The organism is Pelagibacterium luteolum (assembly GCF_900100665.1).
Lineage (GTDB): Bacteria > Pseudomonadota > Alphaproteobacteria > Rhizobiales > Devosiaceae > Pelagibacterium > Pelagibacterium luteolum.
The window spans coordinates 1-21,131 of record NZ_FNCS01000009.1 but is presented as its reverse complement, the minus strand read 5'-3'; the positions used below and the strand labels follow the sequence as shown (position 1 = coordinate 21,131).

At 59.3% G+C, this 21,131-nt stretch carries 22 protein-coding genes and 1 pseudogene; 11 read left to right on the top strand and 12 right to left on the bottom strand.

Features of this window, described 5'->3' with window-relative positions; genetic code table 11:
* Positions 1 to 58: 58 nt before the first annotated feature.
* From BLR31_RS13930 to BLR31_RS13910, 5 genes are all read right to left on the bottom strand, one after another.
* The gene (locus BLR31_RS13930) at positions 59 to 1,042 is read right to left on the bottom strand and encodes a TRAP transporter substrate-binding protein (RefSeq protein ID WP_090597313.1); all 984 of its coding nucleotides are present in this window, start codon (positions 1,040 to 1,042) and stop codon (positions 59 to 61) included.
* 40 nt (positions 1,043 to 1,082) lie between these two features.
* The gene (locus BLR31_RS13925; protein ID WP_244505068.1) at positions 1,083 to 1,844 is read right to left on the bottom strand and encodes an SDR family oxidoreductase; all 762 of its coding nucleotides are present in this window, start codon (positions 1,842 to 1,844) and stop codon (positions 1,083 to 1,085) included.
* 8 nt (positions 1,845 to 1,852) lie between these two features.
* Positions 1,853 to 3,487 (bottom strand): FAD-dependent monooxygenase, encoded by a 1,635-nt coding sequence (locus BLR31_RS13920; protein ID WP_090597311.1) that lies wholly within the window; start codon positions 3,485 to 3,487, stop codon positions 1,853 to 1,855.
* 39 nt (positions 3,488 to 3,526) lie between these two features.
* Positions 3,527 to 4,969, bottom strand: coding sequence for an aldehyde dehydrogenase family protein (locus BLR31_RS13915; protein ID WP_090597310.1), 1,443 nt, complete (start codon positions 4,967 to 4,969; stop codon positions 3,527 to 3,529).
* Between the two features lie 112 nt (positions 4,970 to 5,081).
* Positions 5,082 to 5,828: an IclR family transcriptional regulator gene (locus BLR31_RS13910; protein ID WP_090597427.1), complete on the bottom strand. Its 747-nt coding sequence runs from the start codon at positions 5,826 to 5,828 to the stop codon at positions 5,082 to 5,084.
* Between the two features lie 116 nt (positions 5,829 to 5,944).
* On the opposite strand from BLR31_RS13910, the gene BLR31_RS13905 reads away from it, so the two are divergent.
* Positions 5,945 to 6,649 (top strand): cysteine hydrolase family protein, encoded by a 705-nt coding sequence (locus BLR31_RS13905; protein WP_176762669.1) that lies wholly within the window; start codon positions 5,945 to 5,947, stop codon positions 6,647 to 6,649.
* 596 nt (positions 6,650 to 7,245) lie between these two features.
* Here the strand turns inward: BLR31_RS13905 and BLR31_RS13900 are convergent.
* From BLR31_RS13900 to BLR31_RS13880, 5 genes are all read right to left on the bottom strand, one after another.
* Positions 7,246 to 7,857: a L,D-transpeptidase gene (locus BLR31_RS13900; protein ID WP_244505067.1), complete on the bottom strand. Its 612-nt coding sequence runs from the start codon at positions 7,855 to 7,857 to the stop codon at positions 7,246 to 7,248.
* Positions 7,858 to 8,052: 195 nt separating this feature from the next.
* Positions 8,053 to 8,847, bottom strand: a complete 795-nt coding sequence (locus tag BLR31_RS13895; RefSeq protein WP_090597307.1) for a TlpA disulfide reductase family protein — start codon at positions 8,845 to 8,847, stop codon at positions 8,053 to 8,055.
* A complete protein-coding gene (dsbD, locus tag BLR31_RS13890; protein ID WP_090597306.1) occupies positions 8,847 to 10,610 on the bottom strand; it encodes a protein-disulfide reductase DsbD in 1,764 nt (587 codons plus the stop codon). Before dsbD ends, BLR31_RS13895 begins: the two co-directional genes overlap by 1 nt.
* 48 nt (positions 10,611 to 10,658) lie before the next feature.
* Complete coding sequence (locus tag BLR31_RS13885; RefSeq protein ID WP_090597426.1) at positions 10,659 to 12,005, bottom strand: ATP-binding protein; 1,347 nt, start codon at positions 12,003 to 12,005, stop codon at positions 10,659 to 10,661.
* The gene (locus BLR31_RS13880) at positions 12,002 to 12,664 is read right to left on the bottom strand and encodes a response regulator (protein WP_090597305.1); all 663 of its coding nucleotides are present in this window, start codon (positions 12,662 to 12,664) and stop codon (positions 12,002 to 12,004) included. The genes BLR31_RS13885 and BLR31_RS13880 overlap by 4 nt, the downstream gene beginning before the upstream one ends.
* A 111-nt stretch (positions 12,665 to 12,775) precedes the next feature.
* Here BLR31_RS13880 and BLR31_RS13875 point away from each other — a divergent pair, with 111 nt between their 5' ends.
* Positions 12,776 to 13,423, top strand: coding sequence for a DsbA family protein (locus BLR31_RS13875; RefSeq protein ID WP_176762667.1), 648 nt, complete (start codon positions 12,776 to 12,778; stop codon positions 13,421 to 13,423).
* Between the two features lie 77 nt (positions 13,424 to 13,500).
* Positions 13,501 to 14,103, top strand: coding sequence for an SAM-dependent methyltransferase (locus tag BLR31_RS13870; RefSeq protein WP_090597303.1), 603 nt, complete (start codon positions 13,501 to 13,503; stop codon positions 14,101 to 14,103).
* 46 nt (positions 14,104 to 14,149) lie between these two features.
* On the opposite strand, the gene sorU is transcribed toward BLR31_RS13870, so the two are convergent.
* A complete protein-coding gene (sorU, locus tag BLR31_RS13865; RefSeq protein WP_143009393.1) occupies positions 14,150 to 14,518 on the bottom strand; it encodes a SorU family sulfite dehydrogenase c-type cytochrome subunit in 369 nt (122 codons plus the stop codon).
* A gap of 21 nt (positions 14,519 to 14,539) precedes the next feature.
* On the bottom strand, positions 14,540 to 15,724 hold the full coding sequence (gene sorT / locus BLR31_RS13860) for a SorT family sulfite dehydrogenase catalytic subunit (protein WP_090597302.1): 1,185 nt from the start codon (positions 15,722 to 15,724) through the stop codon (positions 14,540 to 14,542).
* Between the two features lie 2 nt (positions 15,725 to 15,726).
* Between sorT and BLR31_RS13855 the strand changes: the two are divergent.
* From BLR31_RS13855 to BLR31_RS13820, 8 genes and pseudogenes are all read left to right on the top strand, one after another.
* A pseudogene (locus BLR31_RS13855) lies at positions 15,727 to 16,026 on the top strand (cytochrome d ubiquinol oxidase subunit II); the annotation flags it as partial.
* A 237-nt stretch (positions 16,027 to 16,263) separates the two neighbouring features.
* On the top strand, positions 16,264 to 17,142 hold the full coding sequence (locus tag BLR31_RS13850) for an MBL fold metallo-hydrolase (protein ID WP_090597301.1): 879 nt from the start codon (positions 16,264 to 16,266) through the stop codon (positions 17,140 to 17,142).
* 4 nt (positions 17,143 to 17,146) lie between these two features.
* Complete coding sequence (locus tag BLR31_RS13845) at positions 17,147 to 17,461, top strand: ArsR/SmtB family transcription factor (RefSeq protein WP_090597424.1); 315 nt, start codon at positions 17,147 to 17,149, stop codon at positions 17,459 to 17,461.
* A 63-nt stretch (positions 17,462 to 17,524) separates the two neighbouring features.
* Positions 17,525 to 17,728, top strand: coding sequence for a YgaP family membrane protein (locus BLR31_RS13840; protein WP_244505066.1), 204 nt, complete (start codon positions 17,525 to 17,527; stop codon positions 17,726 to 17,728).
* Positions 17,728 to 18,159 carry a YeeE/YedE family protein gene (locus tag BLR31_RS13835; protein ID WP_244505065.1) on the top strand — a complete coding sequence of 144 codons (432 nt, stop codon included), beginning with the start codon at positions 17,728 to 17,730 and terminating at the stop codon, positions 18,157 to 18,159. The genes BLR31_RS13840 and BLR31_RS13835 overlap by 1 nt, the downstream gene beginning before the upstream one ends.
* Positions 18,159 to 18,602: a DUF6691 family protein gene (locus BLR31_RS13830; protein WP_090597299.1), complete on the top strand. Its 444-nt coding sequence runs from the start codon at positions 18,159 to 18,161 to the stop codon at positions 18,600 to 18,602. The genes BLR31_RS13835 and BLR31_RS13830 overlap by 1 nt, the downstream gene beginning before the upstream one ends.
* Positions 18,603 to 18,625: 23 nt before the next feature.
* Positions 18,626 to 18,952, top strand: coding sequence for a protein tyrosine phosphatase family protein (locus BLR31_RS13825; RefSeq protein ID WP_090597298.1), 327 nt, complete (start codon positions 18,626 to 18,628; stop codon positions 18,950 to 18,952).
* Positions 18,953 to 18,961: 9 nt separating this feature from the next.
* Positions 18,962 to 20,710 (top strand): SulP family inorganic anion transporter, encoded by a 1,749-nt coding sequence (locus BLR31_RS13820; protein ID WP_090597297.1) that lies wholly within the window; start codon positions 18,962 to 18,964, stop codon positions 20,708 to 20,710.
* Positions 20,711 to 21,131 lie beyond the last annotated feature (421 nt).

Genomic DNA, 21,131 nt, shown 5'->3' with positions numbered 1-21,131 from the left:
TGTGCGAACTTGACCGTATGGCGCCAGAACAGCGCCATACGGTCGGATTTTTAAGGCGTTACTGGGAAATCGCGGTATAGATTTCCTGCGCGTCAAACCCCTCGGCAGCACTCACCTGGTCGAGATAATTTTCGACCATGGCCGGCAGCGGTTCAGCAAAGAGTGCCCGCTGTTCGGCGGTCAGTTCGACGATCTCGGTGTTGCCGGACGCATTGATGGCCTCGATGGCTTCCTCGCCCGACACGGTGAAGGCGTCGGCACCTTTCATGCTGAGCGCATGCTCGGTGACCTCAAGGACTTCAGCCTGAACATCTTCGGACAAGCCATCCCAGCTGTCACGATTGGCCACGACATAGAACATCGTGATGTTGCCAGGTATGTTGGTGATGACATGGCTGGCCACTTCCTGCAGACGATAGGCGTTGATCCCGTCGATGCCGATCAGAGCGCCGTCAATCACGCCGGTCTGGAGGGCATTGTAGAGATCGCCCGCCGGCATCGTCACAGGGGTCGCGCCCCATGCCTCCATAATGCCGGCCCCGATGGCCGAAGATGCGCGGATGTTGAGCCCTTCAAGATCGGCGGGTGAGCTCACGGGCCGGTTGAGGACGAGTGCCGCGGGGTTGTTGGGGAACAGAGCCATCACCTTCGTTCCCTGGAAATCGGGTTCGAACAGTTCGATGTTTTCCCAGAGCACGTCGACGGCTTCCTGGGGGGTGTCGAACAGGTTCGGCAATTCCATCAGCATGGTGCGCGGCAGCGGGAACGTGTCGCTGGCCACAAGGCCTTGGGTGACATCGGCGATGCCGTCAAGTGCACGCGTATATTGCTGAGCGGGACCCGCGCCCAATTCGCCCGAGGGAAAGACCCGGATGGTCAGTTCTCCATCGGTCGCTTCCTCAACATCCTGGGCCATTTCGAGCGCCACGCCAAGATGGAGTTCGTGGGTTGGCTGGTTGTAGTGGGCGTAGGTCCATTCTGCCGCCGAAGCCGTCGTCGTCATGGCCAGGATGGCCGCTGTGCCGAGAACTATATTCTTCATGGTTTTCCTCCTTTTGAAGTTCTGAATTATAAGTGTGGCTCTAGCGCTGTGATCCGCCGTTGGCCAAGATGTGCTGGCCGGTGATCCAGCGCGATTCCTCGCTGGCGAGAAAGGCGACGATGTCGGCGATATCGGCCGGCGTGCCGAGACGCCCGAAGGGCGAAGCCTGCTGGATGGCCTTTTGCCTCGCAGGTGGAGCGGCATCAAAGATGCCGGGCACGACCGGGCCAGGCATGACGGTGTTGACGGTGATGCCCCGTTGACCAGCTTCGAGTGCGAAGACTTCCGAGAGCGCCTTTACCGCAGCTTTGCTCGCCGCATAGACGCCAAGGTCGGGCTGTGGGTAGAGGGTCGTGCTGGACGCAATGGACACGATCCGGCCATTGTCCGAAAGCTTTGCCATTGCCTGCTGCATCATCAGAAAGACACCACGCGCATTGACGGCAAAAATTTCGTCGAAATGGGCAGTCGACAATTGACTGATCTTGGCGCGGGGGCCGGTGATGGCACCGTTATTGACCAGAATGTCGGCACGACCCCACATCTCCAAAGTCCGATCAAAGATCGCGCCAGCCGTTTCGGGCTCGGAGAGGTCGCCTGCGACAATCCCGACCGAGCGACCCTTTTGTGTGAGCGTGGACGCAAGCTCTTGGGCCTCATCCTGGGTTCCGGGACCAAAATTGACCATCACGCTGGCACCTGCCGTGGCCAGGCGCTCGACTATGGCACGCCCGATGTTGCGGGCGCCCCCCGTCACGATGGCAACTTTACCCTCAAGGCTTGCGACGTCGTTTCTTGTCATGCTGTCCCTCATTGTGCGACTGCGCTCCCGAATGGAGCATCGTGTTCGCCGCTGGCGACCGATAGGATGTGATCTGCGGTCACATCTGCCGGCTCGCCGCACCACGTTATGAAGTGATCGGGGCGGACGAGGATGAACCGGCTTTCATAGAGCGTCCGGCTGTCAGCAGCGCTGTCTTCGACAACCTCGAGTGGCAAGCCAAGCGCTTTGGCAGCATCGATCCATTGCCCGATTTCTTCCGGGAGCGCATCGAGCGCTATAAGCGTAAATCCGGTGCCGAGCCGCTCATAAACGTTCGCACCGTCCGACAGGCTTGCCGGGGTCAGATGATGGCCGGCCCGCGCGCGATGCTGGTGCATGCCCTTGGCATTGGTTACGCCGTCACCCGGTCCAAAAACCATCGGGCTGCCCTCGTAGTGGGGTTCAAAGGCGCCGACTTCTTCGGTCGCGCCGTGACGGCGGCGGTTCCACTCGTTTTCGAAAGCCTGTTTGTCCTTTTCAGGATCAAACTTTGCGAGAAAATCACCGTCGACATGGATCGACCTTTCGATGAAATCCTTTGCCGTCGACGCAAAGACAGGCTGACGCTCGTGGCTGTAGGAATCGAGCAAGTCTTCTCCACCCCACCCTTGCAGGAAGGCAGCCAGTTTCCAGCCCAGATTTCTTGCGTCTTCAAAGCCGGTGTTGATGCCATAGCCGCCATAGGGCGGATGACTGTGCGCGGCATCACCGGCAATAAAAACCCGGCCATTGCGGTATGTTTCCGACACTGCAAATCTGAGATCCCAAAAACCGATATAATCGATGTCGAGATCAAATTTTTGTCCCACGGCTCTATGAAGATAGCCGTGGAAGTCGAAATTGTCGCGATTGGTGTCTTTGGGAACCGGGGCATGAAAGAACCACGTGGTTCCCAGATCCACGCGACCGAAAAACTGCCAATACCCCTCAAGGTCGGGATGGAGGACGTTGTAGAATGATTTGTTCGGATAGCGCTTGAGCAGGTCGTGCAGCTCTGTGGAGCGAAAGACGAGCAGCACCATGAGCTTGTCGTGGTCCGAGCGCGTCTGAGCGATGCCGGCTGTTTCGCGAATACCGGACCGGCTGCCGTCACACCCCACGACAAACTGCGCGGTAATGGTCCGGGTGTCGCCCCCTTCCCGTTCGCTGATCCCGACGGTTGCACCGTTCTGGCGCTGCTCGACCGAGCTGCCGCTCCAGCCGTAAAGTACCTTCACTGACGGCAGTTCGGCGACGCGTGCACGCAGCACCGCTTCGGTCTGATATTGCGGGAGCCGCTCGTTGTCCTGATAGTAGAACGGGCGAACAAGTTCACGTTGCAGCCAGTCGTAGGTATAGGGGCTCAGAAGCGCCCCATACGTGGTCATGCCGCCGATACCGTATTCGGTGGGCACCGTGCGGGCCGACCGCAGCATCTGTTCGGCGCCCCAGAAATGGAAATGTTCCATCGTCCGCTGGGTGAGATTTTGCCCTTTCGGAACGGGCTGGGGCTGATGATAGCGCTCGACAACCACCACATCCACGCCGCGTTGCCCCAGCTCAATGGCAAGGCCAAGGCCCACCGGGCCTCCGCCTACGATCGCGACTTGCGTTGAAAGAGAGTCAGTAACAGTAACAGTCATAGTCAAACCCGAAACGGATGAAAGGAGGGTCGTCGGCGGCTAGCGCAAGCCCGCCTCGAAGTAGACGTGCTTGGTTTCAAGGAAGTCGTTGAGCCCCTCAACTCCGTGCAGTCGACCCAGACCGGATTGGCGGTACCCGCCCGTCTCGGCTTCAGCAAACAGACGCGTATGGCTGTTCAGCCAGACCGTGCCGGACCGAATGCGGCGCGATGCGCGCATCGAGAGATTGAGATCCCGAGTAAAAACGCTTGCCGCGAGCCCGAAGCTTGTTGCATTCGCCTTGGCGATTGCCTCGCTTTCGTTTCCGAACGTTTCCAGCGAGACGATGGGACCGAACAGCTCGTCCTGAACCAGAGACGACGACGTGTCCTCGATCCGAAACAAGGTGGGGGTCACAAAGCTTCCCTGGCCAAGGCTTCCCTCCAGAGCCTTTCCCCGAACGATAAGCTCGCCTTCGTCACCGGCCTGCTCGATCAGGGCAAGGACGCGCTGCTGGTTGGCCTTGTCGATCAACGAGCCCATCTGGCTCTGCGGATCGTTGCCCGGACCGGTCCGGACGGACAAATAGGCGTGTTTCATCATTTCGATGAACCGGGGCGCAATTTTTTCGTGCACCAGAAAGCGCGCGGCTGCGACGCACATCTGTCCCGCCATAACGAGGGACCCCCGGGTCAGCTCGGCGCACGCAAGATCGAGGTCGGCATCTTCAAAGATGACCGCCGGCGCCTTTCCGCCAAGCTCGAGCGACAGCCGCTTGAGGGTCGGCGCGGCCGACGCCATGATCTTGCGACCGGTCTGCGTCGAACCGGTGAAGCTGACGACGTCGACGTCGGGATGAGCCACCAGTGCACGCCCGACCTCGTCATCGACTTCGTTGACCGAATTCACAACGCCCTTGGGAAGCGACGCGCAAGCGTTGACGCACTCCATGAACCGCCCGTGCGTTACGGACGTCTGCAGGGCCGGCTTGATGACAGCCGTGCAACCGGCAGCAAGCGCGGGAGCCAGTGAGCGCGCAAGAAGCGTGATCGGCGCATTCCAGGGCACGATGATTGCAACGACACCTGCAGGCTCGCGGTGCAGCAAGGACATGACATCCGGCGCGCTTTGAAATGTGCGCCCCATCACCGTCCGGGCGAGGCCAGCGTAATACCGGATTTCGGAAATCGCGCCTGCCACTTCTCCGCGCGCTTCGGCCAGCAGTTTGCCGTTTTCGGCGACAAGCATTTCGCTCAACTGACCCGCATCGCGCTCCAGGGCCGCCGCGAGTTCGAACAGGGCGTCGGCACGCAAGCGGGGTGAATCTGCCCAATGGCCTTGCTCAAACGTCTCGCGAGCGCACGCCACCGCCTGGTCCACCAGGTCGCGATTTCCAGCCTGAAAGTGTCCGAATACGTCGCCGTTGCTGGGATCGATGCTGTCTGCCTGCGACCCTCCGTCGATCCAATTCCCGCCGATATAGGCTGCCGATACCGTCTTCATCAGCCCTCTCCCCGTGCTGTTTTCTGGCGACACGGTTACGAAAGCGGGGCATTGCTGTCAAACAAAATTTCCGTATTTGAGAATTTTGACGCCACTGCCGACCTTCCGGCCGTCAATATCTTATATGCATATTGTGCGCCGACTCGCGTACTTTCTCGCTGATCTCTTCGATTTGACCGGCGTCAAGTTGAGAGCCCAGCACGGTGACACAGACCGAAGCTACAGGGCTGCGCTTGGCATCAAGGACGGGAGCCGCAATGCCCACGACACCTGGAGTGACTTCGCCATAAGCCACGGCAAAACCATCATTCCGGATGCGACTGAAATTGCTGATAATTTCGTCTTCAGTTGCACCAAACCCCACGGCTGCGAACTCATCCACACGAGATTTGACGAGCTTGGCCAGTCTGGCCTTGGGAAGATAGGCCAGGATCGAACGCCCTATGGCGCCGCGCGCCAGTGGCATAGGGCGCCCGCGGTGATAGCTGGTATTTATACCTTCGCCCGAATGTGCGGAATAAACACAGAGAATCTTTGAGCCGTACCAGCGCACCAGCAACGCATTGCCGGGACAGCATTTTGCCAAGGAATCGATCTCCGGCACGCCGTGCACCATGAGCGGATCGGAGCGCCGCAGCAAATAGTCGAGTTCGACAATGCGCGGCCCGAGGGTGAAGCCAAACCGCGAGTCGGCAACCAGCAACCCCGCGTCTTTCATGATCTTGACGTAGCGATACAGCGCCGGACGACTGTAGCCTGTAGCGGCCACGACCTCGTCGGCAGTCCAGGTGAGCTTGTCTTCACTGAAGAGATTGAGGATCGCGAGCACTTTTTCCAAACTTGTCTTGCGCTCTATCACGCCCACCTCCTTGTATGAAATCTCATATATGGATATCAAAAACATTCGTTGAGTGACAATAGTCACGTTTCAAATCAGCATAGCGGTGCGAGGACAGGCCGTGGTGGAGGATGAGTATGCAAGCGAACGTGCAATCAGGACCCGCAATTTATGGCACTTCGACGGATCGCGTTTTTACCGCAATCCAGGCCTCGCGCTGCGCGCTGCTTGTCATCGATATGCAAAATTACTTTGTGGACCTGCAATACCCCACAGCCGTTGCCGACGCCGCCGCCACTGTGCCTGCAATAAACCGCATGGCTGATTTGCTGCGAAATTCGGGCGGATGCGTCATTTGGATACGCACACTGTCCACCATGGACGATTCTCGCTGGAGCGTATTTGAAGATCACATTTTGGCGCCGCAAGCCAAGAGTTTACGACAGGCTCTCCTGCATCCCGATCATCATGCATCTCAATTGGTTAGCAATCTCGACCGCCAGCCACAGGACCTGATCGTTCACAAGACCCGGTTCAGCGCGATTGCCCCGCAGTCGTCGAATTTGCTTACAGTTTTGCAAGAACGAAACATCGAAACCGTCCTCATCGCAGGAACTGCGACCAATGTTTGTTGCGAGTCCACCGCAAAGGATGCCGCCGTGGCAAACTACAAATCGATTATGATCGAGGACTGCCTTTCCGCGCACACCGATGCCGCGCACATATACTCGCTCGCAAACTTTAAGGGCGTTTTCGGCGATGTACTTAGTGTCGATCAATGTGCAGCATCACTCCACAAGGATCGTGGATCGACGAATAGTCGACAGGTATCGACTCCGTAGTCGCGGGCTGGCCGACCGTTCTAGGGCTGGCCCAGGAATCGAGAAGCGGGCCAAAGAGATCACATTGCAGCATTTGAGCTGATCTTCACCCATTCATGGTGATGGGAGCCTCAATGAACTTGGGTACTGCAATCAAATTTCGGTGCCTCCATTATCTTCGCTATGTCCGCGGGTCGAGACTGCAACCAATCGCTTAGAGGCTACCCTCCGTGAACGACAACTTTCGGCAAACCGCAAGCGCGATCTGAACGACTGAAGTTGGGGCGCGTTGCTGACTGGCAATTTCGGGGCCGGAACCGGCCAAACCGGTTTCAGCGACGAATTGGGAAAGGCTACCGGTCCGCAGTCGGGCCCGATGTCGCCGTTGCGCGTGTGGCCAACCCGTCGCTGATGACTGGCGTAGAACGGAATTGGTCATTCACATGACTGACAGTGTCGTCGATTGTCTGACGCTCGCACCTGCATCAACCAGTTAAAACTATGAAGAGCGTTCTCACACGGCTTGCAGGATCGTTGGGTATGCGGATCGGGCGCTAAGAGCGCGAACCAGAGGCGACACTCCCCCCTTGGAAGCCTGCCGATACAAATTCAATGGCCTAAAGCAGAAGGTGCTCCATCGAAGGGTCGGCGATCACGACGAGCGGGCTTCCGTCGCGAACATTTTCGGCGAGGTGGATGACATCCTGATTGAGCATTCGTATACAGCCTGACGAAACTGCTCGACCGATGCTCCAGAACTCCGGATTGCCGTGAATGCGGTAGATGGTGTCGCGGTTGCCCTCGTGAATGTAGAGCGCACGGGCGCCGAGGGGGTTATCAAGCCCTGGGGCCATGCCGCCGTTTGCGATACTAACCGGCTCAAGTTCAGGCTGGCGCGCCACCATTTCGTTGGGGGGATTCCAGCGCGGCCATTCGCGCTTGTAGGCAATATGCCGGCCCCGCCCGGCCCAAGAGAACCCATCTCTGCCAACGCCCACGCCATACCGGGTCGCTCGCCCACCCGAGCCCACATGATAGAGATATCGGTTCGGCGTATCGACCACCACCGTGCCGGCCCTCTCGGTTGTTGGATAGTCGACTTCGGTGCGCCACCATTTGGGGTCGACCTGCGAGACGTCAACTTCCGGGATCGGAAACCGCTCGTTGGCCATGGCGTAGTACATCGGGGGTGTTGGTGGCGGAGGTGGCGGCATAACCGGTTGCGCCATCTGCGGCCGCTGAACGGTCGATGCGCACCCGGCCAGAGCCAGCGACGCCGCGCCCGCGAGAAATAAGCGACGACTGGGCAAACTTGCCTTGTCTTTCAACACAGCGATACTTTCTTGCTGTTGGCGATCTCGCCGACAGTTTGGCCATCTACCTTATGCCCAGCTTAAGGCTGCCCACATCTCTATAGTTTTTGCTCACTGCAGTGCCGCCAGTTGCTCGTTCATCAGTTCGGGCGACACTTCCCCGGGATAGGTGGCCGAAATGGTGCCGTCGGCGTCGATGAAGAGCGTTGTCGGCAATCCGCGGGAGTCATAGTGTCCAGAGGTTGACCAGTACGGATCGAGAATGACGTGCTCGAGATCTAGGTCCTGGGCGGTCAGGAACTCTTCTATTTCCGCTCGCCCCTCCCCCTGATTGACGAAGGCGAATGCGATGTCGGGATTGTCTTGTGCTGCCTGGGCAAACATTGGCATCTCGCGCACGCAGGGCGGGCACCAAGTGGCCCATAGATTGATGACAAGGGGTTCGCCCTGAAACTGGGCAAGATTGATACGCTCGCCATCGACGGTTTCGAGTGCCGTCCTTGGGAGCGGCGCACCGGACGTCTGCTGGGAGAGCAGCAGGACAAATCCCCACAGGCCGAACCCGACGACGCTCGCAGCCGCCGTGCCGGCAATAACCGGCAATCGCCGCACCTTCCAGAGCGCGACACCCAGAAGGCCCAGGATGCTGCCCCAGATATTAAAGCCGCCCTGCCAAATGTAGAGAATCCGCAGCGGCTCGGCAGCGAAACTTTCAATGTGGAAGAGGACATGGACCAACCGCGCCCCGGCCCCTCCGGCCAGGATCATGGTCAGAGCGAGATCGCCGAGGGGTCGCTTGACGACCCGTCCGGCTGCGACCATGACGATGTAGAACGCCAAGATGCCGACAATTGCGGCAAATCGTTCGACCGAAAAGAGTAGCGGGCCAAGCGCAATTGCATTCATTACAGCATTCCCGCTTCGATGGCCTTTTCACGGAAATCTGTTACGCCGATTTCGCCGATCAGGCGTGTGCCTTCGACCTCAGCAGCATTGGCGTCGACATAGAGCAGCGTGGGTGGGCCATACACCTGCAGCGCCTGCATGACCCTCTGGTCGCTAGGACTGTTCTCCGTGACATCGACCTTGATGATTGCGGTATCGTCGAGCCCGGCCAGCGCCTCCGGGCTGTCCCAGATCTCGCGTTCAATCACGGCGCAGGAAATACACCAATCGGCGGTGAAATAGACGATGCGATTCTGACCTTGGGTGCTCGCGACCGCGTCGTCGAGCCCATCAAGGCCAGCAACCGTGAGTGTCCGGGTCTCACCTCCCGAATGCACGGGCGCGATCCCTGCGAGCGGTTCGAGAGGGCTTGTAGCGCCCGTCGCTGCACCAAAGCCGAGTACACCGCCATATGCGAGGACCAACGCGCCAAGGGCGCCCCCGGCAAATCGCCAACCTGACCGTAGGGCGGGAATGAGCCAAAAGACATATATGGCCATGGCGACGGCAAGCGCGGCCCATAGAGCCACCGCCACAGCTCCGGGAAGCGCTCGCTCGAGCATCCAGACGGCGGCTGCGATGAAGACAAACCCGAAGACATGCTTGACCCGCTCCATCCAGGCGCCAGCCCGCGGAAGCGCTTTGCCGCCCACAGTCCCGAAAATGATCAGCGGAATGCCCTTGCCCATGCCCAGGGCAAACAGCGCCGCCGCTCCCAGAAAAGCATCACCGGTCTGTGCAATATAGATGAGCGCGGCGGCCAGAGGCGCAGTGACACAAGGGCCGACGATGAGAGCCGAAAGGAACCCCATGATTCCCGCGCCGGCAAAACCACCGCCGCCGCCGGAGCGTCGCGTGATTGCGGTCGTCCAGGACGAAGGCAATTGCAATTCAAATGCCCCGAACATTGAGGTTGCGAGGACAACGAACAGGACCGCAACGCCCCAAACCGCCCAGGGAGACTGCAACGCCATTTGCAGGTTTTGGCCCGACCAGGCGGCGGCGAGGCCGAGAAGGCCATAAGCGATGGCCATGCCCAGCACATAGGTTAGCGAAATCAGGAAGGCTTGTGTTGTTGAAAGTGTCTGGCCGGCCCGCGTCAGCGTACCCGCCAGGATGGGATACATGGGAAAGACGCATGGTGTGAAAGCCAGCGCAATGCCAAAGAGCAGAAATCCGCCCAAAACAAACAGCGCCCCGCCCCGCTCCGCCAGTTGGGAAAGCAATGACCCGCCGGTATCCTGTGCGATCGTGATCGGCGAGGACACTGATGCCTGATTCCCGCCTGCGAGCATGCCAAAGCCAAGATCGTCCGAGAGGCTCATCGCTGTGACATCGAGGGTGCGGTTGACCGGGGGATAGCAAATGCTGCCGTCCATACATCCCTGATACCGGATCGAAAGGGTATCGGCGTCATCGACCGGTACAACCGTGGTAAAATCATCCCAGAGGGTTTCGGTGGTGCCGAAGGTTGGGTCCTCCGTGACCTCGCCATGCGGGAGGTCCAGCGCGATTGGCTGGTCGTCAGGACCGATCACTTCGATGTGGTCCCGGTAGAGATAATAACCCTCCTCGATCTGCCAGGTCAGCGCGACACCTTCTTGCGCCGCATCTGCCGAGAGTGTGAAGGCCTCGTCGACCGGTAGCGGCATGGCCTCCTGTGCCTGCCCGAGCGTAGCGAGCAAAAGAACCGGCAGGACGAAAAGGAACCTCAATAGGGCCATGCGTTGCACTCCAGATGGGATAGGTGCCGACTCTGTGGGCGGGCGAACTTAAGCGGAGCTTAAAGGAAGCGTGACGAGCACGCGTAGGCCATTGGGTGGCGCGTTTTCTATGTCGAGACTGCCATTGGCGCGGCTGACCGCGGCGTCGGCTATGGACAGACCCAGCCCGCTTCCAAGTGGCGTTTTGTTGCGCCCGCGGAAGAAATGGTCCTTGGCCTGAGCGATATCGTCGCCGGCCATGCCGGCGCCCTCGTCAAGCACCGAAATGGCGACATGTTCAGCGCTGCGGGTGAGGGAAAAGGTTATGGTGCCATCGTGCGGCGAATGCGCGATGGCGTTTTCCACGAGATTGCGGAAGATGAGATCGAAGTCGGTTGCGGCAATGAGCAGGCCGATGCCATCAAGCCGGTCGAGGCCAGTGATCGCGACGGTCTCGGGCAGGCTCATGGAGCTCAAAAGCGTGCGCAGGCTCTGTCCAGCGTCCTTGACGACCGGCGCCGTCGCATCGGCAGCAGCTTCGACCGCGGCGATGGCGAGAAGCTGGCTCACCATGCGCGACGTCCGGTCGACGCCCGAAACGATCTGTTCAAGTGCCTTTTGCCGAACGGCTGGGTCTTCGCTGCGAATAGCAATCTGGGCCTGGGTTTTGAGACCGGTGAGAGGCGTGCGCAACTCATGAGCGGCGAAAGCTGTGAAATTGCGCTCACGCTCGCGGGCCTGGCGCACGCGGGCGAACAGTGCGTTGAGAGCGCCAAGCATGGGCCGCACCTCACGCGGACCCTCGTCCTCGATCGCGTCGAGTTCATCAGCACGTCGCCTCGCAAGATCGCCTGCAACCCGGTCGAGTGGCAGAAGGCCCCGATTGACCGCGACAAGAATCAGGCCCGCCATCAGTGGCAGCGTCAGACCGGCCGGCACAAGCAACCCCGTGATGACGTCCCCGACGAGCCGTTCGCGCAAGGCAATGCTGTCACCAACGAGAACGCGGATACCGGCTTCGGCATCGGAGATGGCGAAGACGCGCCAGCGCTCACCATCGATTTCGGTTTCGGCAAACCCGTCCTCGTGAGTGGCCAGCGCTTCTTGGGGGGCGCCGTCCGAGCGCCCCACCATGGTGCCATCGAACGACCAGAGCTGACAGGACAGTTGGCGATCATAGGGGATGTGGGAAGGCACCGGCAGCATGTCGTCGACGACACCGGCCGCGTCCGCAACCGTGATCTCACGACTGGAGACGAGCGAGGATACCATGCGCCCCGCTTCGCTCAGCCGCGCGTCGAGAACCCGCTCGACTTCGGCACGGGTGCTGAAATAGATCCATCCCACGGCCGAAAGCCAGACCAGGCTCGTTGCGACCATCAGGATGATAACGAGACGCCCCCGGATCGAGGTCATGAGCATCGCCCCATGCGATAACCCAACCCCCTGATCGTCTCGACGGCGCATCGGCCAATCTTTTGTCGCAGATAATGGATGTGCACCTCAATGGTGTTGCTTTCGACGTCCTCCTGCCAGCCATAAAGCTTTTCTTCGAGCTGGGATTTGGACTGAATGACCTCGGGCGATTGCATGAGCGCGTGAAGAACCGAGAACTCGCGACGCGAAAGCGCGACCGGTTGCTCTTTGACCTCGACCTGCATGGTGGCGGGATCGAGCGTGATGGCCTCCCAGACCAGACACGCGCTGGCGCGCCCATTGGAGCGGCGCACAAGAGCCCGCAGGCGCGCTGAAAGTTCATCAAGATCGAAGGGTTTGCCCAGATAGTCGTCTGCGCCCGCATCGAGCCCGGAAATTCGATCTGAAACCGTGTCTCGCGCGGTGAGAAGCAGGACCGCCTGATTGTCGTCTTGGGCGCGCAACTCCCGCAAAAGGTCGATGCCTGACCCGTCGGGCAACATGATATCGAGCACGACGGCCGAAAAACGACCCGCAGCAAGGGCAGCGCGTGCCTCATCCAGCGTGGCCGCGCCTTCGACCGAAAAGCCGGCAAGGTTCAGACCAGTCAAAAGACCGTCATTGAGAATGGCATCGTCTTCAACCACCAAAATGCGCACGGGATAACTCCTGTTCGGTGCGGTATCGATCTGCTTGCACAATGACAGCCTTAAGGCTGGCTTAAGTTTGCGCGCCGAGCGTCGTGACACTAGCACATGACAGGATTGCCTATGCCCAAGCAAATGACACGTCGCGACATCCATCGCCTTGCGCTTCTCGCCCCGGCCGCAGCTTTGGCAGCCTACGCCATTCCAGGCGTCGCGCAGGATACCCAACTGCCGCCCGATCTCGATGAACTTTTCGGGACACCGGACACGCCGACCTTCGGCGGACCGGACACAAACGTTACAATGGTGGCGTTTCTCGATTACAACTGTCCCTTCTGTAAACGCAGCGCCCCCCATCTCAAGGCGCTGCGCGAGAGCGATCCCAAACTCAAGGTCATGTACAAGGACTGGCCAATCCTGACAGAAGCCTCTGTCTATGGCGGTCAGGCCGCGCTTGCCGCGCACCGCAACGGGCAGTATCTCGATGCGCATGACGCCCTGATGGGGATCGAGGGTATGCGTATTCCCGAAGAGCAGATGCGTGAGGCACTCTTGGCCTCGCCTGTCGATATGGACGCCGTCGACGCAACGATCGAAACCGACGGCGACGCGTTGCTCGACCAATTGCGCCGCAACCTTGCCGAAGCCGACCAGGTCGGGATTACGGGAACGCCCGCATATTTCATCGGCCCCTATTTCATCAACGGCGCCCTCGAGCTCGCCCAGTTCCGCGAAGCCGTGGCGGCGGCCCGTGCAGAACTCGGCGTTTGATAGGTTACACCGGATGCCTTTACCAGTACGTGTTCCGCTGGAGACAACCGCTTTGACCTTGAAGGAATGAGCCAGAAATGAGTGAGTGGGACCGTCGATACGATCGCGCGGAATATCTGTTCGGTGAAGCTCCCAACGCTTTTCTGGCGAGCCAGGTCGACGGGGTAAAAGGGCGCAGGCGCGCTCTTGCCGTAGCCGATGGCGAGGGCCGGAATGGCGTATGGCTGGCCGAACAGGGCCTTGCCGTTACGGCCATAGACAGCTCGTCGGTCGCTTTGAGAAAGGCACAAGACCTCGCCAGTCGCCGCGGCGTTTCGCTGGAAACTCAGCACGTCGACATCGTCAATTATGATTGGCCCGCCGAGGCGTTCGACCTTGTTGTGGCCATCTTCATTCAGTTTGCAGGGCCTGCTCTGCGCGATGCGATGTTCAAAGGCATGATCAGGACGCTGACGTCCGGCGGCACACTACTGATGCAGGGCTACCGCCCCGAGCAGCTGACTTATGGGACAGGCGGTCCGCCGATGGTCGAAAATCTCTACACCGAAGACCTCATCCGCAACGCTTTCGCCGATCTCGACATCCTCGCCCTCACCGTTCACGACAGCTCGATTTCCGAGGGCACAGGGCATGCCGGAATGTCAGCTCTCATCAATCTCGTCGCACGCAAACGAGTATAAAAAAAGGGCCGTCCAAGCGGCCCTTCAATCGAGAATCGCGGGTTACCTACTCGGCCGCTTCGGCGTCCTTTTCGGAAATCGTCCCCCCGGTTACCGTGGCAACATAGAATGCCAGGGCCTCGATTTCTTCCTCCGAGAGCTCGGTATAGGGCTGCATGGGGCCCACCCCCAGCGTGACGGCAAGACGCACTTGATCGGTACTCGGCTGCAGATCGTCGAGGATCGGCCCGATGCCGCCTTCGGTCTCCGCATCCGCCAGCGTGTGGCAAAGACCACAGGCCGGCTCCGCATGCTCGAGAAACACCTCACGGCCAAGTTCGAGCAATTCATCGTCGGACTGGGCGAACGCGGCTGGTGCAGCAAACGCAAATGCGATTGCCGTAAACGCACCGAGGCGCGACAGGGAATGGATCATTTTTATTGTCTTTCTCTCATCTTAGCTGATCGTGACATCGACGCCCGGAGCGCGCCAGCCATTGTGGTTATAACCGGACTGGTTGGGTTCAGTAGCCTCTGGCTGCTGATTGCCTTCACTGTCGGTGGCTCGGCTGACGATCCTATAGCTTCCTGGCGCCAAATCTTTTGCGAGCACGAAGGGACGCCAAGCATACCTGCCAAGGTCGGGGGCCACGAACTGCGCATCCTCCCAGGTCTCACCATCATCGAGAGAAACCTCGACGCTATCGATGGCATTGATACCACCAAAGGCGAGCCCGGTGATCTGGTGCATTCCCGACGCGGCGTCCTCAAGTGGACCGGTGATCCAGGACTTGACCTCCATCTGCCAGACTGAAGGAAACTCGGGTGAGCCGCTTTCCCCGAGCGGGACAAGTCGATAACGCTGGCTTTGAATCAGAGCGTCCGTTTCAACCTCCGTCATCGCCACGCGCTTGATGTATTTGACGTTGTTGACGCCGGTGAAGCCGGGAACGATCATCCGCAGTGGCCCGCCATGTGCGAGCGAAATCGGTTCGCCATTCATATCCCAGGCCAGCAGGATACTGTCGAGGACATCGAGTGGAACCGAGCGTTCGACCATCACGTCAGCCGCGTTCGGGCCTTCGGGGATTTCTTCCCCACCGGTGCCAGTCACAAACTGGGCACCATCAGCGACGCCACCCATATTTTCCACCACCGTACGAAGCGGAACGCCGGTCCACAGGACGCACCCGGCCGCTCCTGTCTGCCACTGGGTGCCGCTCGTCTCATGCTCGAAAAAGGCTCTGCCATTGCCCGAGCACTGAAGCACCATGGCGACGGTTTCTACACCCATTCTTTTGAGATCGCCCACCGTTACCGAGCCCGGGTTGGCGACACCCTCAATCGAAACCTCCCAAGCGTCACGATCGGCCACGATGCTTTCATCGGGTGGCGTGACATTGTTGCGAACGTAGAGCTGATGCTCGCTGGTGATTGGCTGAACGCCGAAGACGTCGCGCTTGGTCTCGATAGTGTTGTTAGAGTGGATGATAAGCGCGTCCGCGTCTTTGAACTCCACATATTCAGGCAATGGTCCGGCGTCCGCTTCCTGAGCCGACACCCGCACCCCCGACGCCATAAGTGCAGCGGCGCCCGCTGTGCCCGCCAGCAGATGGCGACGGCGAAGATCAATTTTTTCCATGTCCGGTCCTCCTCGCCGGCTGCGCCTTCGCGCTCTGGCATGGGCTCACGACCGACAAGCACCTTCAGCCTTTCCTTGCGGCTCTCGGGCTATTCGTCTTGAGTTTCGTCGGCATCGGCATCAGCTTTTACCCCTATATCGTGCCGACAGCCCTCACCATAGAGGAATCCGCGGCCCCCGACTCCAGCCTGTCCTTCCTGCTGGTGGGCGCCGTCGTGCTCATCCCCATCATTCTGGCTTATACGGGCTACGCCTATTGGGTGTTCCGCGGCAAGATCGACCCCGAAGAGCACTATCACTGATGTCGGGTCGCCAAGTCTGTAAGCGAATCTTCTGGTTCGTGGCACTCTGGGTAGCTGGCGTTGGCGTCGTCAGCGCCATCGGGCTCGTCATACGCGCATTTCTTACGCCGTAGCAGCTAGCTATGGCGGGCAAACGATTATTCTCAAAATATCTATTGCAAAAAAATGCAATCGATCTTATATGCCTTCAGATGGCGGCGAGACCTGCGCCTAGATTGAATTTGAGGATCACTACCTATGAGCGCCCAACCTGAAGTGACCGGCTTTTTCGAAGCACGCACCTCATCAATTCAGTATGTTGTTGCAGATCCCGAAACGAAAAAGTGCGCCATCGTCGATCCGGTTCTCGACTATGACGAAAAGTCCGGCGCAACCAATACCATTGAAGCAGAAAAGATTCTGTCGTTCATCAGAGACAGGGGATACGAGGTTCAGTGGATTCTCGACACCCATCCGCACGCCGACCATTTTTCGGCCGCTCAGTACCTTAAGGATAAGACCGGGGCACCTACTGCCATCGGCGAGAAGGTCACCGACGTCCAAAAGCTCTGGAAAGACATCTACAACTGGCCTGAATTTCGCGCCGACGGCAGCCAATGGGACAAGCTGTTCGCAGAAGGCGAAACCTTCAAGGTCGGCAACATCAGCGCACATGTGATGTTCTCGCCCGGCCACACACTCGCTTCGATCACATACGTGATCGGCGATGCTGCTTTTGTCCACGACACCCTGTTCATGCCCGACGGCGGCACCGCGCGTGCCGACTTCCCCGGCGGGAGTTCCACAGCGCTTTGGAAGTCGATCCAGGACATTCTCGCGCTACCGGACGAAACCCGCATTTTCACTGGTCATGATTACCAACCTGGTGGCCGTGAGCCGAAATGGGAATCGACGGTCGCCGAGCAGAAGGCTACCAACATCCATATGTCCAAGTGCAAATCGGAAGCCGAGTTCGTGACCGTTCGCGACGCACGCGACAAGACGTTGCCCATGCCCAAGCTGATCCTTCATGCGTTGCAGATCAACACCAATGCGGGCCGGCTCCCTGAGCCCGAATCCAATGGCGAGCGGTATCTCAAGATCCCGCTTAATGCGCTCGAAGGCGCTTCATGGTGAGACGATGAGCGTCACAGAACTCTCCAAGGAAACCATCGCCATCAAGGAAAAGGCCGACGACGCTTCGGCCTTCCTGAAGAAGCTCGCTAACCGCGACAGGCTGCTGATTTGCTGCGCGCTCGTCGATGGTGAACGCTCGGTGCGCGAGCTCGAAGACTCCCTTGATCTGCGCCAGCCTGGCCTCTCCCAACAGCTGGCCGAGCTGCGCTCCGCCGACCTGATTGTCGGGCGCAAGGAAGGAAAGCAGGTCTTTTACTCTCTGGCCGATACCCGCGTCGAGCGGTTCATTTCGACCATGTACGAGCTGTTCTGCGCGTAGCGCCTTCCATCCGGAGAGCGCAATCTCAAGTCGTTTTGAGCACTTCAGTGAAGGGATCACATCATGCTCAATGTCGGAACACCTGACCGCATCATCCGCATCGTCTTGGGGCTGGCCCTCATCGCCATCCCCTTTGTTTTGGGCTGGGGGCAAGTGGCGATGATCGTATCGATCATCGTGGGTCTTGTGCTCATCGTCACCGCGCTGATGCGCTTTTGCCCGCTTTATCGCCTGTTAAATCTCTCCACGTTCAGAAAGCAGTCCTGATGACGGAATTCACACCTCTGGTCTCCCTGTTCGGCGGCGCGCTGATCGGACTCGCCGCCGTTATGCTCATGGCGTTTCATGGCCGCATCGCTGGTATGACCGGTATCGTCGCCAGCGTTATCCCGCCCCTTGGTTCAGACTGGGCATGGCGCGCTGCATTTCTCGCGGGCGCAGTTATCGCCCCAGCCCTCATCGTGGCATTTGCCGGTGGTGACGTCATCGGCTTTCATAGCCCCATGCCCGTCGAATGGCTCGTCGCCGGCGGCCTGATTGTTGGTATCGGCGTCACCTTCGGGGGCGGCTGCACCTCGGGACACGGGGTTTGCGGCATGGCACGCTTTTCCGTCCGCTCGATCGTCGCCACGCTGACCTTCATGGCGACGACCGCCGCAACCGTGTTCATTGTCCGTCACGTTCTTGGAGTGCTGTAGTGCAAAAAGTTCTCGTTGCTGGCCTTATTGGGCTTATCTTCGGTACAGGTATTGCCATCTCCGGCATGGCGAACCCGGCTAAAGTGCTAAACTTCTTCGATATTGCAGGCACTTGGGACGCTTCCCTTGCGTTCGTGATGGGCGGCGCACTCGCAGTCACTGCAATCGGTTACTTTTTCATCCTCAAGCGCCCGGCACCGGTCTTTGACAAAACTTTTCACCTGCCCACGCGTAAGGACATCGATACACCACTGCTTGCTGGCTCCGCAGTCTTCGGCATTGGCTGGGGCATCTCCGGATTCTGCCCGGGTGGTTCGATTCCCGCCCTGGGATTGGGGGAACCCGACGCTCTGATCTTCGTCGCAGCGATGGTCGGCGGCATCGTTCTGGCTCGTTTCGCCCGCAATACCCTCGGAAGTCGCGCCAGCGCGCAGAAAACCTGATCCGGCACAAGGAACTCTCTGACATGAATATAAAGACAATCGACGACCGGTTCGCAACTACCGGTCAGATCCGCCCCTCCGATATCGAGGATATCAAGTCCAAAGGCTATGTCGGTATCGTCTGTGCGCGTCCCGATAACGAAGAGGCCGGACAGCCATCCTATGCCGAAGTGTCCGCGGCTGCAGAAAAAGCGGGACTGAAGGTCGCCCACGTTCCGGTCTCCGGTCCGCTCAGCGAAGGCCAGATCATTCGGTTCGAGCAAGCTATGGCTGAAATGGACGGACCTGTGCTGGGCTATTGTCGCTCGGGTGCTCGGGCCGGCAGCCTTTACGCAACGTTCAACCGTTAGGCCGATCTCATGATTGCCAAATACGTCCCCATCCTCAATTGGGGCAGACGTTATTCTCGTGACCGGTTCGGGCGCGACCTCACCGCGGCTGTGATCGTCACGATCATGCTGATCCCACAGTCTCTGGCCTACGCTTTGCTGGCGGGTCTGCCGCCAGAGGTCGGCCTCTACGCCTCGATCTTGCCGCTGTTGGGTTATGCCATCTTCGGCTCGTCCACGTCGCTGGCGGTAGGACCCGTTGCCGTTGTCTCGCTGATGACGGCGGCGGCGGTGGGGCGCATTGCAGCGGAGGGCACGGCTGATTATGCCAGCGCCGCCATCGTTCTTGCACTGCTCTCCGGTGGGATCTTGGCTCTTATGGGGCTGTTCCGCCTCGGCTTTGTTGCCAATTTTCTTTCTCACCCCGTCATCGCCGGCTTCATCACAGCCTCCGGGCTGATCATCGCCACCAGCCAATTGGGCGGCCTGCTCGGTATACAGACGCACGGCCACGCCATGCCCGAGCTTGTGGCGTCAATCGTTGAGCATCTGGGACAGATCAACCTCTATACGCTCGCAGTCGGCATGGCGTCGCTGGCCGTGCTCGCCTGGGTCCGGCTGGACATGAAAAAACGACTCTCGAGTTGGGGTGTGCCATCTGGCATTGCCACCTTTCTGGTACGGGCGGCACCGGCGGTGGTTGTGCTCGCTGCCATAGCTGCATCTGCCGTGTTCGATCTCGGCGGCAAGGGCGTGGCGCTCGTGGGCCAGGTGCCGCAAGGCATACCACTGCTCTCGATCCCAAACGTCTCGCTTGATCTCATCACTGTGCTGATCGGCCCGGCCTTCATCATCTCGATCGTGGGCTTTGTCGAATCCATTTCCGTGGCCCAGACGCTGGCTGCTAAAAAGCGCGAACGCATCGATCCTGATCAGGAACTGGTCGGTCTGGGCGCTGCCAACATCTTCTCCGGCCTGGGCTCCGGCTATCCCGTCACCGGGGGATTTGCACGGTCGGTCGTCAATCATGACGCCGGTGCCGCAACGCCCGCTGCCGGCATCTTCACGGCCATTGGCATTGCCGTCGCCACGTTGTTGCTGACCCCCTTCCTTGCCTTGCTGCCCAAAGCAACCCTCGCCGCAACGATCGTGGTGGCCGTCTTGGCGCTGGTGGATTTCTCGATCCTGAAAAAGACCTTCACCTATTCCAAAGCCGATTTCACTGCCGTTGCGACCACCCTCTTCGTCACCCTGATCTTCGGTGTCGAGATGGGTATCTCCCTTGGCGTCGCAGCCTCGATCCTGATCTTTCTCTATCGCACCTCTAAGCCGCACACCGCAGTCGTCGGTCGAGTCCCGGGCACCGAGCACTTTCGCAATGTCCTGCGTCACGATGTGGAAACCCGCCCCGAGATCATCTCCTTGCGGGTTGATGAAAGCCTCTATTTCGCCAATGCGCGCTTTCTTGAAGACGTGATCCTAGAAAAGGTCACTGCCAACCCTGATACTCGTCACGTCATTCTGGTGTGCCCGGCGGTCAATACCATCGACATGTCGGCTCTCGAGAGTCTAGAGGCCATCAACGAACGGCTCAAAGACATGGGCATCGTTTTCCACCTCACCGAAGTGAAGGGGCCGGTCATGGATCGCCTGAAGCGCTCGGATTTCTTCGCCCATTTGACTGGGCAAGTTTTTCTTTCGCAGCACGAAGCAATTGATACCCTGAGCAAAATGCGTTCCGACAGTCGTCCAGACACCCCAATTTCGACGTCGTCCTGAGCGCTATCGTGCGCTTGCTCGATGTCCGCTTCCGGTGTGCCACAAGAGACAGGGAACGACCGAATTGGTGAAGGTTTTCGGGTGCCGGCAGGCGTACGAAAGCCCCTCATGCAGGAACCCGCGGTCGGCATGCTTTGAGCTATGGGGTTTTATGTTTTGGGGCTGCCAGGGGTTGAGCAGCTTGAGGAGCGTTTATTGGCCTGATCGGGTCGATGACGCTGCTTGCGGGCTGGACCGCAGAGCTTTTTGAGGCGTTCTGGTGTGCGCTTGTCTGACTGGGAGCGATCGCCATTCGGCATGGCGCACGCCATCCCGTTGGCCGTCGCTGGTTTGAAGAGGCCATATGGCTGAGTGAGCCATGCCGGGTCATGGTGCATTCTCGCGGTTCGTTGCCATCGTATTTGGCGGACCCCGGGGCTGG

Bases quoted from the DNA above. Each gene is read 5' to 3' on its own strand.
- BLR31_RS13930 (WP_090597313.1), bottom strand. From the start codon at position 1,042: ATGAAGAATATAGTTCTCGGCACAGCGGCCATCCTGGCCATGACGACG.
- BLR31_RS13925 (WP_244505068.1), bottom strand. From the start codon at position 1,844: ATGACAAGAAACGACGTCGCAAGCCTTGAGGGTAAAGTTGCCATCGTG.
- BLR31_RS13920 (WP_090597311.1), bottom strand. From the start codon at position 3,487: ATGACTGTTACTGTTACTGACTCTCTTTCAACGCAAGTCGCGATCGTA.
- BLR31_RS13915 (WP_090597310.1), bottom strand. From the start codon at position 4,969: ATGAAGACGGTATCGGCAGCCTATATCGGCGGGAATTGGATCGACGGA.
- BLR31_RS13905 (WP_176762669.1), top strand. From the start codon at position 5,945: ATGCAAGCGAACGTGCAATCAGGACCCGCAATTTATGGCACTTCGACG.
- BLR31_RS13900 (WP_244505067.1), bottom strand. From the start codon at position 7,857: ATGGCGCAACCGGTTATGCCGCCACCTCCGCCACCAACACCCCCGATG.
- BLR31_RS13895 (WP_090597307.1), bottom strand. From the start codon at position 8,847: ATGAATGCAATTGCGCTTGGCCCGCTACTCTTTTCGGTCGAACGATTT.
- dsbD (WP_090597306.1), bottom strand. From the start codon at position 10,610: ATGGCCCTATTGAGGTTCCTTTTCGTCCTGCCGGTTCTTTTGCTCGCT.
- BLR31_RS13885 (WP_090597426.1), bottom strand. From the start codon at position 12,005: ATGACCTCGATCCGGGGGCGTCTCGTTATCATCCTGATGGTCGCAACG.
- BLR31_RS13875 (WP_176762667.1), top strand. From the start codon at position 12,776: ATGCCCAAGCAAATGACACGTCGCGACATCCATCGCCTTGCGCTTCTC.
- BLR31_RS13870 (WP_090597303.1), top strand. From the start codon at position 13,501: ATGAGTGAGTGGGACCGTCGATACGATCGCGCGGAATATCTGTTCGGT.
- sorU (WP_143009393.1), bottom strand. From the start codon at position 14,518: ATGATCCATTCCCTGTCGCGCCTCGGTGCGTTTACGGCAATCGCATTT.
- sorT (WP_090597302.1), bottom strand. From the start codon at position 15,724: ATGGAAAAAATTGATCTTCGCCGTCGCCATCTGCTGGCGGGCACAGCG.
- BLR31_RS13850 (WP_090597301.1), top strand. From the start codon at position 16,264: ATGAGCGCCCAACCTGAAGTGACCGGCTTTTTCGAAGCACGCACCTCA.
- BLR31_RS13845 (WP_090597424.1), top strand. From the start codon at position 17,147: ATGAGCGTCACAGAACTCTCCAAGGAAACCATCGCCATCAAGGAAAAG.
- BLR31_RS13840 (WP_244505066.1), top strand. From the start codon at position 17,525: ATGCTCAATGTCGGAACACCTGACCGCATCATCCGCATCGTCTTGGGG.
- BLR31_RS13835 (WP_244505065.1), top strand. From the start codon at position 17,728: ATGACGGAATTCACACCTCTGGTCTCCCTGTTCGGCGGCGCGCTGATC.
- BLR31_RS13825 (WP_090597298.1), top strand. From the start codon at position 18,626: ATGAATATAAAGACAATCGACGACCGGTTCGCAACTACCGGTCAGATC.
- BLR31_RS13820 (WP_090597297.1), top strand. From the start codon at position 18,962: ATGATTGCCAAATACGTCCCCATCCTCAATTGGGGCAGACGTTATTCT.